Annotated in this window: 13 protein-coding genes; 7 read left to right on the forward strand and 6 right to left on the reverse strand. The window is 57.2% G+C overall.

Annotated elements, in window-relative coordinates:
* The first annotated feature begins 3 nt into the window (after positions 1 to 3).
* From DBR44_RS06970 to DBR44_RS06985, 4 genes are read left to right on the forward strand one after another with little or no spacing between them, the layout of a single operon-like run.
* A complete protein-coding gene (locus tag DBR44_RS06970; protein ID WP_124643342.1) occupies positions 4 to 1,185 on the forward strand; it encodes an NAD(P)/FAD-dependent oxidoreductase in 1,182 nt (393 codons plus the stop codon).
* Between the two features lie 52 nt (positions 1,186 to 1,237).
* Entirely contained in the window at positions 1,238 to 2,647 is a 1,410-nt protein-coding gene (dnaB, locus tag DBR44_RS06975) for a replicative DNA helicase (protein WP_124643344.1), read from the forward strand.
* A gap of 60 nt (positions 2,648 to 2,707) precedes the next feature.
* Complete coding sequence (locus tag DBR44_RS06980) at positions 2,708 to 3,016, forward strand: ferredoxin (protein ID WP_124643346.1); 309 nt, start codon at positions 2,708 to 2,710, stop codon at positions 3,014 to 3,016.
* Positions 3,016 to 3,624 carry an alpha/beta hydrolase gene (locus DBR44_RS06985; protein ID WP_124643348.1) on the forward strand — a complete coding sequence of 203 codons (609 nt, stop codon included), beginning with the start codon at positions 3,016 to 3,018 and terminating at the stop codon, positions 3,622 to 3,624. The genes DBR44_RS06980 and DBR44_RS06985 overlap by 1 nt, the downstream gene beginning before the upstream one ends.
* Before the next feature lie 58 nt (positions 3,625 to 3,682).
* Here DBR44_RS06985 and rnk read toward each other — a convergent pair whose 3' ends face one another.
* The 6 genes from rnk to dinG all read right to left on the reverse strand — a co-directional run bounded on the left by rnk (position 3,683) and on the right by dinG (position 9,992).
* Positions 3,683 to 4,093 carry a nucleoside diphosphate kinase regulator gene (rnk, locus tag DBR44_RS06990; RefSeq protein WP_124643350.1) on the reverse strand — a complete coding sequence of 137 codons (411 nt, stop codon included), beginning with the start codon at positions 4,091 to 4,093 and terminating at the stop codon, positions 3,683 to 3,685.
* Between the two features lie 126 nt (positions 4,094 to 4,219).
* Positions 4,220 to 5,074 carry a flagellin gene (locus DBR44_RS06995; protein ID WP_124643351.1) on the reverse strand — a complete coding sequence of 285 codons (855 nt, stop codon included), beginning with the start codon at positions 5,072 to 5,074 and terminating at the stop codon, positions 4,220 to 4,222.
* Between the two features lie 129 nt (positions 5,075 to 5,203).
* The gene (map, locus tag DBR44_RS07000; protein ID WP_124643353.1) at positions 5,204 to 6,001 is read right to left on the reverse strand and encodes a type I methionyl aminopeptidase; all 798 of its coding nucleotides are present in this window, start codon (positions 5,999 to 6,001) and stop codon (positions 5,204 to 5,206) included.
* A gap of 107 nt (positions 6,002 to 6,108) precedes the next feature.
* Positions 6,109 to 7,257: a porin gene (locus DBR44_RS07005; protein ID WP_233578409.1), complete on the reverse strand. Its 1,149-nt coding sequence runs from the start codon at positions 7,255 to 7,257 to the stop codon at positions 6,109 to 6,111.
* Between the two features lie 166 nt (positions 7,258 to 7,423).
* Entirely contained in the window at positions 7,424 to 7,738 is a 315-nt protein-coding gene (locus tag DBR44_RS07010; RefSeq protein WP_059285374.1) for a DUF3579 domain-containing protein, read from the reverse strand.
* A gap of 127 nt (positions 7,739 to 7,865) precedes the next feature.
* The gene (gene dinG / locus DBR44_RS07015) at positions 7,866 to 9,992 is read right to left on the reverse strand and encodes an ATP-dependent DNA helicase DinG (protein WP_124643355.1); all 2,127 of its coding nucleotides are present in this window, start codon (positions 9,990 to 9,992) and stop codon (positions 7,866 to 7,868) included.
* Positions 9,993 to 10,262: 270 nt separating this feature from the next.
* Here dinG and DBR44_RS07020 point away from each other — a divergent pair, with 270 nt between their 5' ends.
* The 3 genes from DBR44_RS07020 to DBR44_RS07030 all read left to right on the forward strand — a co-directional run bounded on the left by DBR44_RS07020 (position 10,263) and on the right by DBR44_RS07030 (position 14,607).
* Positions 10,263 to 12,221, forward strand: a complete 1,959-nt coding sequence (locus DBR44_RS07020; protein ID WP_124643357.1) for an aminotransferase class I/II-fold pyridoxal phosphate-dependent enzyme — start codon at positions 10,263 to 10,265, stop codon at positions 12,219 to 12,221.
* 191 nt (positions 12,222 to 12,412) lie between these two features.
* Complete coding sequence (gene argF / locus DBR44_RS07025; protein WP_124643359.1) at positions 12,413 to 13,336, forward strand: ornithine carbamoyltransferase; 924 nt, start codon at positions 12,413 to 12,415, stop codon at positions 13,334 to 13,336.
* A 44-nt stretch (positions 13,337 to 13,380) separates the two neighbouring features.
* Complete coding sequence (locus tag DBR44_RS07030; protein WP_103523639.1) at positions 13,381 to 14,607, forward strand: argininosuccinate synthase; 1,227 nt, start codon at positions 13,381 to 13,383, stop codon at positions 14,605 to 14,607.
* Positions 14,608 to 14,665: the final 58 nt, after the last annotated feature.

A 14,665-nucleotide genomic window follows, 5' to 3' on the forward strand; every position in this document is an offset into this window, starting at 1 on the left:
AAAATGAATAAGTCATTTGACGTCATCGTACTGGGAGCCGGGGCTGCCGGCATGATGTGTGCTGCTGTCGCCGGCCAGAATGGACGGCAGGTTCTGCTGCTGGATCATGCCCAAAAGCTGGCGGAGAAAATCCGTATCTCTGGCGGTGGGCGCTGCAACTTCACCAATAATGCGGCCCGGCCCGATTGCTATCTGTCAGAAAATGCCCATTTCTGCCGCTCTGCGCTGGCACAGTTTGGCCCGCGTGATTTTCTGGTAATGGTGGAAAAACACGGTATTGCCTACCACGAGAAAAAGCTGGGTCAGCTATTTTGTGATGACTCCAGCCAGCAAATCATCGACATGCTGGATGCCGAGTGCCGTCAGGGCGGGGTGGAGCGTCACATGGGTGTCACCGTGACGGCGGTGAGCGCAGGGATGACTGGTGGCTTTGTGCTGGATACCTCGCTGGGCTGCTTTGAAGCGCGTTCACTGGTGGTGGCTACCGGTGGTTTATCCATCCCGCAGATTGGTGCTTCGCCACTGGGCTATCGCATTGCCGAGCAGTTCGGCTTGCCGGTAACCAGCCTGAGCCCGGCCTTGGTGCCGCTGACTTTTCATGTGGAAGATGCCGAAGCCTTTGCTCCCCTGGCCGGGGTGTCGCTGGATGTGGAAGTGCGTGCTGGCAAGGGCCGCTTCCGTGAGCAGGTGCTGTTTACCCATAAGGGGCTCTCAGGTCCGGTCATCTTGCAGATTTCCTCGTATTGGGAACCCGGCATGGATGTGGTGATCAACCTGTTGCCCGATTGCGATGGACTGGCTTTTCTGGAGGAGCGGCAGGGTAGCGAGCAGCTGCTCAGCAATGCGTTAGCGGAGTTGGGCTGGCCCAAGCGCTTTGCCGAGGCCTGGCTGGCGCGGCAGGGCTGCCATGTACGGCTGAAAGAGCTGACACCCAAGAAGCGCGTGCAACTGGCCGAGCAGCTACACCACTGGCGCATCAAGCCTAACGGCACCCAGGGTTACAAGAAGGCAGAAGTCACGCGCGGTGGCGTATCGACCAAGGCTCTGTCCTCCAAGACCATGGAGGCGCGCGCGGTTCCTGGTTTGTATTTTATCGGCGAGGTGGTGGATGTCACCGGCTGGCTGGGGGGATATAACTTTCAGTGGGCGTGGTCATCCGGCTATGTGGCGGGTAAAAACTGCTAGAATTGCCACCTGATTCCCTGCTGTTGCCTGTAGCACATTTCATTGAGTCTCCATGACCGAACAGTACGAAAATTTTGACGGCGCCATGGCGTCCTTGCGCACCCCGCCGCACTCCACTGAAGCAGAGCAGTCGGTGCTGGGTGGCCTGATGCTGGACAACAGCGCCTTCGACAAGATTGCCGATGTGGTATCAGAGGCCGATTTTTATCGCCATGACCACAAACTGATTTTCAAGCACATTGCCCGCCTGATCGAGCTGGGCCGCCCGGCCGACGTGGTGACGGTGTCCGAAGTGCTGGACAAGAATGCCGAGCTGGCTGACATCGGTGGCCTGTCCTACCTGGCCACGCTGGCGCAGAATACGCCATCCGCCGCCAATATCCGCCGCTATGCCGAAATCGTGCGTGAGCGCTCCATCATGCGCCAGCTGGCAGTGGTTGGGGCGGAGATCGCCGAGTCGGCCTATGCACCGCTGGGGCGCGATGCGGCCCAACTGCTGGACGAGGCCGAGGGCAAGGTGTTCCAGATTGCCGAATCGACGGCCAAGTCCAAGCAGGGCTTTCTGGAAATGCCCGGCCTGTTGAAGGAAGTGGTCGAGCGTATCGACATGCTGTACAGCCGTGATAATCCGGACGAAGTGACCGGCATTCCCACCGGCTTTATCGATCTGGATGCCAAAACATCCGGCCTGCAGCCGGGAGACCTGGTGATTGTGGCTGGTCGTCCGTCCATGGGTAAAACCGCCTTCTCCATGAATATCGCCGAGCATGTGGCGGTGGAGTACAAGGCACCCGTGGCCGTGTTCTCCATGGAAATGGGCGGGGCACAGCTGGTGATGCGTATGCTGGGCTCGGTGGGCCGGCTGGATCAGCATGTGTTGCGTACCGGCAAGCTGGGCGACGAAGACTGGCAAAAGCTCACCTACGCTATCGGCAAGCTATCCGAGGCACCGATGTATATCGACGAAACGCCGGCATTGACCGCACTGGAGCTGCGCGCGCGGGCGCGGCGTCTGGCCCGCCAGCATGGCGGCAAGCTGGGCCTGATCGTGATCGACTATTTGCAGCTGATGTCGGGTTCTGGCCGTGGCGACAACCGTACGGCGGAGTTGGGTGAAATTTCGCGTGGACTGAAAGGCCTGGCCAAAGAGTTGCAAGTACCGGTGATTGCCCTGTCGCAGCTGTCGCGTGCGGTGGAACAGCGCCCCAACAAGCGACCGATGATGTCCGACTTGCGTGAATCCGGTGCCATTGAGCAGGATGCCGACATCATCATCTTCATGTATCGCGAAGAATACTACAGCCCGGAAAATGCCGAGGTAAAAGGCATGGCTGAGGCGATTATTGGTAAGCATCGTAACGGCCCCACCGGTGCCGTGCGGCTGGCCTTTGTCGGCAAGCATGCAAAGTTTGAAAACGCGGCCACGCTGGGCATCAGTGGCTGGGCCGATAGTGATGGTTAAGCTGTGAGGTGGCAGTGCGCTGTGTAGGCAGCGGTCTGCCCAACCTTGGAAAGGAAACGCATGAGTTTTTTCGACAAGCATGTTTTTGTCTGCTGCAATCAGCGGGCTGCCGGCGAGGATTGTTGCAATAATCACGGCTCCAGTGAGTTGCTGTCGTATATGAAAGACAAGGTAAAGGCGCTGGGCCTGGCGGGTGACGGCAAGATTCGTGTCAACAAGGCGGGCTGCCTGGGGCGCTGTGATCAGGGGCCGGTCATGGTGGTTTATCCGCAAGAGACTTGGTACACCTTTGTCGATCGAGAGGATATTGACGAAATCGTCGATGAACACATGGTGGCTGGCCGCATTGTGGAAAGGCTGAAAGTCTGATGCTGAAGGCGCAAAACAAGCTTGTCATCGCCGGACCTGCCGGTGCGCTGGAAACCATCGTGGTATCGCCACCGGGGCTGGCCAGTGGTATCGCCGTGATCTGCCATCCCAACCCACTGCAAGGCGGGACCAATACCAACAAAGTGGTGCAGACGGCCGCCAAGGCGCTATCCCAATTGGGGTATGTCTGCTATTGCCCCAATCTGCGTGGTGTCGGGGCAAGTGAAGGCCTGCATGATCACGGCCTGGGTGAGGTGGATGATGTGCTGGCGGTGGTGGCCCATGCCCGTAGCGAGCAGGGTGATCTGCCGCTGGCATTGGCCGGTTTCTCGTTTGGTGGTTTTGTGGCAGCCCGTACCCGGGCGGTGATTGAAGCTGACAAATTGCTGCTGATGGGCGTGGCAGTGGGCAAGTATGAAATCCCCACGCCAGCGGTACCAAACGACACCTTGGTGATTCACGGTGAAGAGGACGAAGTCATTCCGCTGTCAGCCGTACTTGACTGGGCCAGGCCGCAGGATTTGCCGGTGCTGGTTTTCCCGGGTGCAGGGCATTTCTTCCACGGCAAGTTGATCAAGTTGGCGCAGATGATTCAGCGTTGCTGGTGAGTGGGAGTTCAGATAGAAACAGGGCCAGTCACAGGACTGGCCGTTTTTTTGCCTGCGCTCAGCGATGCAATTCGCCGGCAGCTTCTGGCTGGTAGGTTACTTCCAGTACGGTCAGCCTGGTCTGACCGGCCAGTGTGGGCCAGTCTATGCTTTGGCCTTCAGCCAGTCCCAGCAGGGCTGCGCCGATGGGGGCCAGGATGGATACGTGGCCGGCGGTACCATCGGCCTGATTGGGATAAACCAGGGTCAGCAGTTTTTCTTCACCGCTTTGCTCAATCCGTACCCGTGCCGTGCTGTTCATGGTAATGATGCCGGCCGGGATGTTTTCCGGTTCTACCACTTCTGCGCGTTCCAGTTCTGCTTCCAGAGCCGCCAAGGTTGTCTTGTCCTGTGCGGGAAGTCGCTCCATCCAGGCGGCCAGCCTTTCATAGTCCAGGCTGGAAACGATAATGGCCGGTTGGGTTGGCATGGTTTTACTCCTTGTTGATCAATAAAAAGCACAGGATAGCGGGCGCTATCCTGTGCGGGCCGGTGCGTACTGTTGCCGGTTGTTTACTGAAACTTGGAGTGCCGCGGTGCGATAAAGTTGCCAGAGTTAGCCGAGCAGGCTGAGTGCGCTGCGCTGGGAGATATTGGCCTGGCCCTGAATCGCCATGGCCGCTTGGCCGAGTATCTGTTGCTGTACCAACTGTGCGGCCGCTGCGGCGTAATCGGTATCGCTGATGCGACTGTTGGCGGCTTGCGCATTCAGCGATGAGTTCTGCAGATTATTGATGGCAGCGGAGAACTGGTTACTGCTGGCCCCGAGCTGGGTGCGCGAGCTGCTGATGGTGTTCAGATCGGTCTGGATATTGCCTTGAGCCGCCAGTGCGCTGGCCGGGCTGGAAAGGTCGATGGTGCCGGTGGCATTCAAATTGGCATTGTAGCTGTGAAGACCACCACTTGAGGGGCTGGCACTCAGGTTGCTGGTATTTACACTGATCTGGTTGCTACTGTCGCCGTTGGGGCCTGTCTGGAATTGCAGCGCGTTATTACTGCTCAGCAAGGCGCTGCCGTTGTATTGGGTGTTCTGGATGATGGCCGAATTGCTTTGTGTCAGCTGGTCGGCTTGCTGTTGCAAGGATTGTCGGTTGCTGCTGCTCAGTGCGGCATCGCCGGCCTGAATGGCCAGATCCTGCAGCTGCTGGCTATTGTCTTGTAGTTGACTTAGCGCACTGTCGGCGGTTTGAACCATGGAAATACCATCAAGCGCATTGCTGCTGGCTTGGTTGTCTCCACGCACTTGTGCTTCAAGTGATTGCGACAGGGCCGTATTGGCTGCATTGACCGCGGCACTGCTCAACTGGGTGCCGGATGCAAGCTGGGAAAGTGTCTGCTCGGTATTCTTGCGTGATTTGTCGAGCTGGGTTTGGGCGTTGAGTGCGCCGAGATTGCTATTGATGTTCAGCATGGCTAATCCCGATGTAAGTGCTGTCAGATCATCGACTTACTATAGTGCTATCTGTTGATGATTACCAGTTTTTACACGGAAAAACACCCGCCAGTGGCGGGTGTTCTGTGCGCAGTGAATGAGCAGGGACTAGCGTGCGGCAGGTTTGGCCGGTGTGCCGGCTGACTGGGTCAGTATTTCATAGCCAGTTTCGGTCACCAGGATGGTGTGTTCCCATTGCGCGGACAGGCTGCGGTCTTTGGTGGCAACCGTCCAGCCGTCACCCATCATGCGCAGGTGGCGTTTGCCCTGGTTGATCATCGGTTCGATGGTGAAGATCATGCCGGCCTGCAACTCCAGGCCGGTACCGGGGCGGCCGTAGTGGAGAACCTGCGGCTCTTCGTGGAAGCGCTTGCCGATACCATGGCCGCAGAATTCCTGTACCACGCTATAGCCATTGGTTTCGGCGTATTGCTGTACGGCATAGCCGATATCACCCAGTGTGGCGCCTGGCTTGACCTTTTCAATACCGCGCCACATGCATTCATAGGTGATTTTGCACAGACGACGGGCATGTTCGCTGACTTCGCCAACAAAGAACATGCGGCTGGTGTCGCCGTGGTAGCCGTCCTTGATCACGGTGATGTCGATGTTCATGATGTCGCCGTTTTTGAGCGGCTTGTCATTGGGAATGCCATGGCATACCACGCTGTTGATCGAGGTGCAGATGGATTTGGGGTAGGGGTTGTGGCCATCGGGTGCGTAGTTCAGCGGGGCCGGAATGCAGCCTTGCACATTGACCATGTAGTCATGGCATAGCTTATCGATGGCTTCGGTGGTTACGCCCGGTTTGACAAAGGGAGTGATGTAATCGAGTACTTCGGAGGCCAGCTTGCCGGCGATACGCATTTTCTCGATATCGGCGGCTGTTTTCAGTTCAACGCTCATTGTGGTGGTCTTGGTGTGTGCGGCAATGTTCCATTCTAGCAAATGATGAAAAAACGGGCATCCTTGAGGATGCCCGTTTTACAGTTTGTTGCTAAGCGGTGTGCAGCTTAGAACGCAACTTTCAGACCAACACCGAAGGCTTGCGGGTCGTTGCCTGCAGCGAGGGTACCGGTGGTGCCTGATACCGAGGTGTAAACGGCATTGTTGGCAAAGTTGGCAGCTTGCTTGGCTTTGTTGGTGATCTTGGTGTAGTAGCCGAACACTTTGGTGGACTTGGACAGGTTGTAGTCAGCACCCAGGGCCCACTGATGCGCCTTGTAGTCGTCTTCAGTGCCAGCAGCAGCACCCTTCAGGCGACCCAGCGAGCTGTATTCCAGTTTCAGCGTAGCAGCACCAATATCTTGACCAACCGACAGGGTCCAGTCGTCTTGTTTCAGGGTGGTGCCGCCAGTGGTGGCATCGAAGCGGCCAAATTCATAACCGGCACCTACGAAAGTACCCGATGCAAATTTGTAGCTGGTAGCCAATTTGTAGAAGTTGGTGTTCTTGCCGGAGTAAAGGGTCGCGCCCTTGTAATCGCCCTTGTCATTCTGGCGATCCCAGCCGGCAGCAACTTGCAGGCCGCCATTGGTGTAGTTGCCAGCCAGCGACAGACGAGTGGCGTCGGTCGAGCCATTGGTTGCAACGCTGTCCGTGCGGGTTTCATCAACGCCGTAGGATACGCCTAGTTGGAAGCCAGACCAGTTCGGCGAGAAGTAATGAACAGAGTTGGTAAGGCGTGCTTCAGCACGGCTGTAAACACTGGAGGAACCGTTGTTTTCAGCAGTGGTATCGCCAAACAAGTTCAGGCCAATGTTGGTCAGGGTTTTGTACGCGCTGTCGTTTTGGCCTACCAGTACCTTACCGAAATTGGCGTTGTCCAACCCTACAAAGGAGTTACGGGTGGCAAAAGTTGCGCTCTGGTTTTTGTCGTTGGTGCCGCCTTGTTCGAAGTTACGCAGGCTGCTTTCGACTTGCCAGATGGCCTTGGTGCCATTGCCCAGATCTTCGCTGCCTTTGAAGCCGATGCGGGAGTTGTGGTCAACAACACGTGTACGGGATTTGTAATCAGAACTGGAGCCTGCGGTGGCGCCGGTGGCCTTGGTAGATTCGATGCCACTGCTCAGGAAACCATAAATGGTTACATCTGCGTGGGCGGCGAAGGGAACGGCGAACAGGGTTGCAACCAGTGCGGCTAGGCTTTTCTTTTGCATCATCAGTGCTCCATCAGGGGTTTTATGTTCGTTATACGTACTGGTTGTGGCGAATCTCTATGTTTGAGCCGTCCAGCACCTCAGTACTGTCGAAGTTTAACCACAAAATGTGACGCGAATGTTGCAGAAAAGATGCAAAGCTCTGCTGGAAAAAAGCTAACTGTTGTTTTTATGCTAAAAACTTATTGGGATAAACCTCGTCGATTAGTGTGCGGCAATCGACAATTCTTAGGTCATTGTCTTTGGCAAAATCCATCAGGAACTGAAATACTTGCGGGTCGATCTTTTGCAGCTTTTTGTCCACGGCGACGCAGCGCACGCCTTCCAGCAGCATGGGGCGAACATAGGCGTGGTAGGACAGTTTCTGGTCGCCGCCAAAGGAGGCCAGAATGCCGGCCAGGCGCTCTGCCCAGTCGCTGGGGCGGAAAGTGCGGCCTTCGGAGGTAAGCCCCTGGATGACTACTTCATATGGATTGCAGATCATGGTGATGAACCGGAGTGTGCTTTTAAGGTGTGGTCTCTGTATTTATCTATAGCAAAGACAGTGTTGTTGTTTTGGACTGTCTTTGATGCAGGGCAATAGCGGGTTTACCCGCAATTTTACCCGAAAATCAAATGCGCTTGAATGGCGGTAGCGAGGCAAGTAGTTTTTTTCCGTAACTTTGTTTCAGCAGGCGGTTGTCCAGAATGGTGACGCGGCCATAGTCGCGCTCGGTGCGGATCAGTCGGCCCACCGCCTGAATCAGCTTGATTGAGGCCTCCGGCACGGTCAGCTCCACAAATGGGTTGCCTCCGCGTTTTTCAATCCAGCGCGACAGGGTCTTGCCCACCGGATCGTCCGGCATGGCGAAGGGCAGCTTGGCAATGATGACGTGCACGCAGCTCTCTCCCGGCAGGTCCAGACCTTCCGAGAAGGAGTCCAAGCCAAATATCACGCTAGCCTGACCTTGTTTCAGCCTGCTGTGATGGGTTTCCAGCAGCACGCTTTTGGGAATCTCGCCCTGGATCAGCAATTGTGCACGCAGTGCATCGGGCAATTGGCTGGCCACTTCCTGCATTTGCTTGCGCGAGGAGAACAATACCAGTGTGCCGACCGGCTCGCCGGTATCCACCAGCTTGGGCAGCCACTCGACGATTTCGCGGGTGTGGCCTTGCGGGTCTTTCGGACTGGCCAGCATGGGTGGCAGGTACAGTTCACCTTGTTCGGTGAAGTTGAATGGCGAATCCAGTGCCACACAGCTGACTTGTGGCAGCCACTTCAGGCCGGTTTGCGACAGCAGCAAATCAAAAGCACCGAGCGAGCGCAGGGTTGCCGAGGTCAGCACCGCACCGGCGGCGCGGCGCCACAAGGTGGCGGCCAGACTGGCAGCCGCACTGACGGGGGAGGCGGAGAAAATATAGTCGCCCTTGCCCTCCAGGCGACGGGTAATCCATTTAGCAATTGGCGGGGCGGATTCTTCGGTCTGTTTTTCAAACAGGTCCCACACGGCCATGACTTGTTCTGCACGGCCGGTCAGAAAGCCCAGATCAGCCGCTGCCTTGTCGATCTGCGTGGTATCGCTGCCTTTTTCCTTGCGTGCTTCGGTAAGGGCATCGTTGAGCGCCGACAGGTGCTTGAAGATGGCGCGGGCGGCAATCGCCATATTACTGGCTGGTGTTTGCAGGTTTTCTGGCAACTGGCCGTCTTCGAGTAGCCAGGTGGGCTCCATGTTTTCGCTGTTGGCAGCCAGGGCTTGTTCACCGCCCAGCAGCCATAGCCATTCGCCCAATGTTTCCACGCATGCGGTGGCGGCATCCATGGCCTGGGTGGCAATCTCCGATTTTCCGGTCAGGGTTTCCACCCGTGCGGCAATGGGAGCCACCTTGTCCAGCCAGCCAATCGCCTGCGCCAGCGAATGCTCGGCGGAGAACTGGTTGATGGCTTTCTTGGCCAGATGATGTGCCTCGTCGATGCAGTAGTAGCTATCTTCCGGTGCCGGCAGGATGACGCCGCCGCCCATGGAGACATCAGCCAGCATCAGGTCGTGGTTGGCCACGATGACGTCGACGGTTTCCAGCGTGTCGCGTGCCAGATAAAACGGACATTCCGGACGGTTGGGGCAGGCCGCTTTCAGGCAGCCGTGGCGGTCATTGGTGACACGTGCCCACAGGCCGTCGTCGATGATTTCCTGCCAGGTGTCACGGTCGCCATTCCAGCGGCGGTAATAGAACTCATCCGCCATGGCACGCAGGGCTTCAATCTCGCCGGCCTGCGGTTTGCGGTCCCACAGCGTCAGCATGGGATCGGGGGACAGCAACTGGCCCTGGGCGTTTTCTGCGGTCAGGGCATAAATGCGCTGCGGACACAGATAACGGCCACGGCCCTTGGCCAGGGCGAAGGTCAGCGGCAGGCCGCTGTTTTCCACCACGAAGGGCAGGTCGCGGTTGACCAGTTGTTCCTGCAGGGCGACGGTGGCGCTGGTGACCACCAGTTTTTTGCCGCGCGAGCGCGCCATCACCCCGCCGGCCAACAGGTAGGCCAGACTCTTGCCGACCCCGGTGGGGCCTTCGATCACGGCGATGCTTTCGCCTTCACGATTAGGGTAGGCATCCCCCTGTTTATCCAGACTGCGTGACAAGGCATTGGCGATTTCCGCCAGCATGCGGCGTTGGGCCGCGCGCGGGCGAAAGCCGGGCAGATTGTCGGCAAGGGTGCGGTAGTGATCGCGGATGGCGTCTTTTTCAGCATCGTTCAGCATGGCGCGATTGTACCGCAAGCCGGGCACCCGATTCGTGCTAAAGCGTCGCGGATTTTCGTCTGTGCGCAAATGCTGCTATGCAAAATGACGGCTCGGTCAGCTTGTGGATACGATAGCCAAAAAACAATTCAGCCAGAGTGCTCGGCAAAGTCACCTTAAATCCGGGGAAACGGATAGTGACTGATTGGAAAATGCCGACTCTGCATTGCGTACGCATGGACAGACAGACAATAAAGTACGCAGCGTTCTACACACAGGAGAAATCAGTTCATGACACCCGTTAGCCGCGTTCTGGTGGTAAGCGATGATGCAAAGTGGCAGGCCGATGTGCTGGCCGGGCTGGGAGCCGTGGCCGTGCGTCTGGAGAATCCCTACGGTTTGACCTTTATCGGCGCGGCGCGCCTGAAGGAGGCCATGGATGTCATCCGCCGCGATGGCGACATTCAGGCTGTGCTGGTTGACAAGCAGTTGCAGGAAAAGGGCATCAGTCAGGCGGCGGTACAGCTGGCCAACCAGATCAGCGACTTCCGCCCCGAGCTGTCGCTCTATGTATTGCTGGTGGATGACGATGAAAGAGTGCTGGTGGAGAGCCTGGCCAGTCATGCGGTGGATGGTTATTTTTACCGTGACGAGACCGATTACAACGGCTGGTTTCGCATCCTGACGGCCGAGCTGGCAGAAAAATCGGCCACGCCTTTCTATGACAAGCTCAAACAGTATGTGCGCATGGCCAAGGATTCCTGGCATACGCCGGGCCATGCCGGTGGTGATTCGCTCAAGGGCAGCCCGTGGGTAGGGGATTTTTATGATTTTGTCGGCGAGAACATGCTGCGGGCGGATTTGTCGGTTTCGGTGCCCATGCTGGACTCCCTGCTGCATCCCACCGGGGTGATTGCCGAATCACAAAAACTGGCGGCCAAGGCCTTTGGTGCACGCAAGACCTATTTCGCCACCAATGGCACCTCTACCTCCAATAAGGTGATTTTCCAGACCCTGCTGGCCCCGGGCGACAAATTGCTGCTGGATCGCAATTGTCACAAATCGGTACACCACGGGGTGATTCTGTCTGGTGCCTTGCCGGTGTATCTGGATTCCTCCATCAATCGTCAGTACGGCATTTTTGGACCGGTGCCCAAAGCCACCATTTTTGCCGCCATCGAGGCCAATCCGGATGCGCGGGTGCTGATTCTGACCTCCTGCACCTATGATGGTCTGCGCTATGACCTGGTGCCCATCATCGAGGCCGCGCACGAGAAGGGTATCAAGGTGATCGTGGACGAGGCTTGGTATGGCTTTGCCCGTTTCCATCCGGCTTTCCGCCCGACGGCGCTGGAGTCCGGTGCCGACTATGTCACGCAAAGCACGCACAAGATTCTGTCTGCCTTCTCCCAGGCCAGCATGATTCACGTGAATGATCCCGGCTTTGACGAGCATCTGTTCCGGGAAAACTTCAATATGCACACCTCCACCAGTCCGCAGTACAACCTGATTGCCAGCCTGGATGTCGCGCGCAAGCAGGCGGTGACCGAAGGTTATCGCTTGCTCGACCGTACCTTGAAGCTGGCGGAGGAGTTGCGCGACAAGATCAACTCCACTGGCGCATTCCGCGTGCTGGAGCTGGAAGACCTGCTGCCGGAGGACATTCGTGAGGACGGCATTCGGCTGGATCCGACCAAGCTGACGGTGGACATTACCCAGTCCGGGTTTACCACTGACGAGTTGCAGCACGCGCTGTTCGAGCGCTACAACATCCAGGTGGAGAAGTCGACTTTCAGCACCATTACCTTGCTGTTGACCATGGGTACGACGCGCAGCAAGGTCTCGCGGCTGTACGATGCGCTGTTGCGACTGGCCAAGGAGAAGCGGCCGCCGCGTGCGCTGGGTCGCATGCCGGAAATTCCGCGTTTTTCACGGCTGGCCTGCCTGCCACGTGATGCCTTTTATGAAGCGGGCGAACGCCTGCCCTTGCTGGATGATGATGGCCGCCCCAATGCCGAACTGAATGGCCGGGTGTGCTGCGACCAGATTGTGCCTTATCCACCTGGCATCCCGGTTTTGGTGCCAGGGCAGGTGATTGACGACAGTATCCTGTCATACCTGGCGCGTCTGCAAAAGACACAAAAGTCCATAGAAACGCATGGTTTGGCGGAAGATGGTGGGGAAATGTATGTCAGAGTGCTGAAAGATAGGGAGTTATCGCATTTGCCTGACAGATTGTTGTTCAGCTGAGAGCTTGTCAGAACGGCCAAATTCCGATAAATATAACAATTGTCGCAAATATGTAAATTTTGCATCCGTTTGCTACGGGATTGCGACACCAGTTAACTGACTTGAGACCAGCGTGTAGTAATGTGCCATTGCGCATGAAGACACACACCGTGTTCTATGCGCGATGGCCTTTTTTTTTGGAAATCTTACCCATGAAGCCAGTAGGACATTACCTGCAATTCAGCGACCTGAACCACGAGGAATATCGCCACATCTTCGAGCGTGCCAAGGTACTGAAGCGACGACACAGCGAAAAAGAGCTGTATCAGCCGCTGGTTGGCCGCGTAATGTCCATGATCTTCGAGAAGAATTCCACCCGTACCCGGGTCTCCTTTGAAGCGGGCATGGCCCAACTGGGTGGTCATGCCATGTTCCTGGACACCAAGACCTCGCAGCTGGGGCGCGGCGAACCCATCGAAGACACGGCCCGTGTGCTGTCGCGCATGAGCGACATCATCATGATTCGTACCTTCGAGCAATCGCTGGTCGAGCGACTGGCCACGCATTCCAAGGTGCCGGTCATCAATGGCCTGACCAATGAATATCACCCCTGCCAGATTCTGGCCGACATCTTCACCTTCATCGAGCATCGTGGTTCGATCAAGGGCAAGACCGTGGCCTGGATTGGTGACGGCAACAATGTCTGTCGCACCTGGTTGCAGGCGGCCAAGATTCTTGGTTTCAAGCTGAAGGTGGCCACCCCGGTAGGCTATGAGCTGACCGTGCTGGATGGCGAGCATTACGGTCCCGAGCATTTCGAGCCCACCCACAGTGCCGTCAAGGCGGTGGAAGGTGCCGATCTGGTCACCACCGACGTGTTCACCAGCATGGGCTACGAAGCCGAAAGCGCAGCACGGCTGGACGCTTTTGCCAGCTATCAGGTGAATGCCGAGCTGATGAAGCACGCCAAGCCGGATGCGCTGTTCATGCATTGCCTGCCTGCCCATCGCGGCGAGGAAGTGACCGCCGAGGTGATTGACGGCCCACAGAGCGTGGTCTGGGACGAGGCGGAAAACCGCATGCATGCCCAGAAAGCCCTGATCGAATATCTGCTGCTTGGTCATCAGTACAACTGAGCCGGCAGGACAACCCACTAGATTCGCTGGAAAGAAAACGCATCATGTCTGACATCAAAAAAGTAGTACTGGCCTACTCCGGTGGCCTGGATACCTCCGTTATTCTCAAATGGCTGCAAGACGTTTACCACTGTGAAGTGGTGACCTTCACCGCCGACATCGGCCAGGGTGAAGAAGTGGAACCGGCACGCAAGAAGGCCGTTTCCCTGGGCATCAAGCCGGAAAACATCTTCATCGAAGACCTGCGCGAAGAATTCGTGCGCGATTATGTCTATCCGATGTTCCGCGCCAACGCCATCTACGAAGGTGAATACCTGCTGGGTACTTCCATCGCTCGTCCGCTGATCGCCAAGCGCCAGATCGAAATCGCCAATGCTGTAGGTGGCGACGCCGTATCCCACGGTGCTACTGGCAAGGGTAACGACCAAGTGCGTTTCGAGCTGGGCTATTACGCCCTGAAGCCGGACGTCAAGGTGATTGCCCCGTGGCGCGAGTGGGACCTGCTGTCCCGTGAAAAGCTGCTGGCTTATGCCGAAACCCATGGTATCGACATCAGCAAGAAGAAAAACGGTGGCAGCCCGTACTCTATGGATGCCAACCTGCTGCACATCTCCTATGAAGGCACCGTGCTGGAAAACCCGGCAGCGGAGCCGGAAGAAGATATGTGGCTGTGGACTGTCAGCCCGGAGAATGCACCGGATCAGGCCGAATACATCGAGCTGAGCTACGAGAAGGGTGATATCACTGCCATCAATGGCGTGGCCATGACCCCGGCCCAGGTACTGACCGAGCTGAACCGCCTGGGCGGCAAGCATGGCATTGGCCGTCTGGACATCGTGGAAAACCGTTACGTGGGCATGAAGTCCCGTGGCTGCTACGAAACCCCGGGCGGTACCATCATGCTGAAGGCGCACCGTGCCATCGAATCCATCACGCTGGACCGCGAAGTGGCCCACCTGAAGGATGAGCTGATGCCGAAGTATGCCCAGCTGGTTTACACCGGTTACTGGTGGAGCCCGGAGCGTCAGATGCTGCAAGGCCTGATTGATGCTTCGCAAGCTACCGTCAATGGCTGGGTACGCCTGAAGCTGTACAAGGGTAATGTTATCGTGGTGGGCCGCGAATCCAAGACCGATTCGCTGTTCGATCCGAACATCGCCACCTTCGACGAAGACGGTGGCGCTTACAACCACGCTGATGCAGCCGGCTTTATCCGTCTGAATGCCTTGCGCATGCGGATTGCGGCCAACGCCAAGCTCAAGCGCGGCTGATTGTCCGTCTGCTGAAACAGCCGCCTGCGGGCGGCTTTTTCGTTGGCGGCCCACTCTT

Origin of the sequence: Aquitalea sp. FJL05, assembly GCF_003852595.1 — a bacterium.
Classification (GTDB): Bacteria; Pseudomonadota; Gammaproteobacteria; order Burkholderiales; family Chromobacteriaceae; genus Aquitalea; species Aquitalea aquatilis.

Bases quoted from the DNA above. Each gene is read 5' to 3' on its own strand.
- DBR44_RS06970 (WP_124643342.1), top strand. From the start codon at position 4: ATGAATAAGTCATTTGACGTCATCGTACTGGGAGCCGGGGCTGCCGGC.
- dnaB (WP_124643344.1), top strand. From the start codon at position 1,238: ATGACCGAACAGTACGAAAATTTTGACGGCGCCATGGCGTCCTTGCGC.
- DBR44_RS06980 (WP_124643346.1), top strand. From the start codon at position 2,708: ATGAGTTTTTTCGACAAGCATGTTTTTGTCTGCTGCAATCAGCGGGCT.
- DBR44_RS06985 (WP_124643348.1), top strand. From the start codon at position 3,016: ATGCTGAAGGCGCAAAACAAGCTTGTCATCGCCGGACCTGCCGGTGCG.
- rnk (WP_124643350.1), bottom strand. From the start codon at position 4,093: ATGCCAACCCAACCGGCCATTATCGTTTCCAGCCTGGACTATGAAAGG.
- DBR44_RS06995 (WP_124643351.1), bottom strand. From the start codon at position 5,074: ATGCTGAACATCAATAGCAATCTCGGCGCACTCAACGCCCAAACCCAG.
- map (WP_124643353.1), bottom strand. From the start codon at position 6,001: ATGAGCGTTGAACTGAAAACAGCCGCCGATATCGAGAAAATGCGTATC.
- DBR44_RS07005 (WP_233578409.1), bottom strand. From the start codon at position 7,257: ATGATGCAAAAGAAAAGCCTAGCCGCACTGGTTGCAACCCTGTTCGCC.
- DBR44_RS07010 (WP_059285374.1), bottom strand. From the start codon at position 7,738: ATGATCTGCAATCCATATGAAGTAGTCATCCAGGGGCTTACCTCCGAA.
- dinG (WP_124643355.1), bottom strand. From the start codon at position 9,992: ATGCTGAACGATGCTGAAAAAGACGCCATCCGCGATCACTACCGCACC.
- DBR44_RS07020 (WP_124643357.1), top strand. From the start codon at position 10,263: ATGACACCCGTTAGCCGCGTTCTGGTGGTAAGCGATGATGCAAAGTGG.
- argF (WP_124643359.1), top strand. From the start codon at position 12,413: ATGAAGCCAGTAGGACATTACCTGCAATTCAGCGACCTGAACCACGAG.
- DBR44_RS07030 (WP_103523639.1), top strand. From the start codon at position 13,381: ATGTCTGACATCAAAAAAGTAGTACTGGCCTACTCCGGTGGCCTGGAT.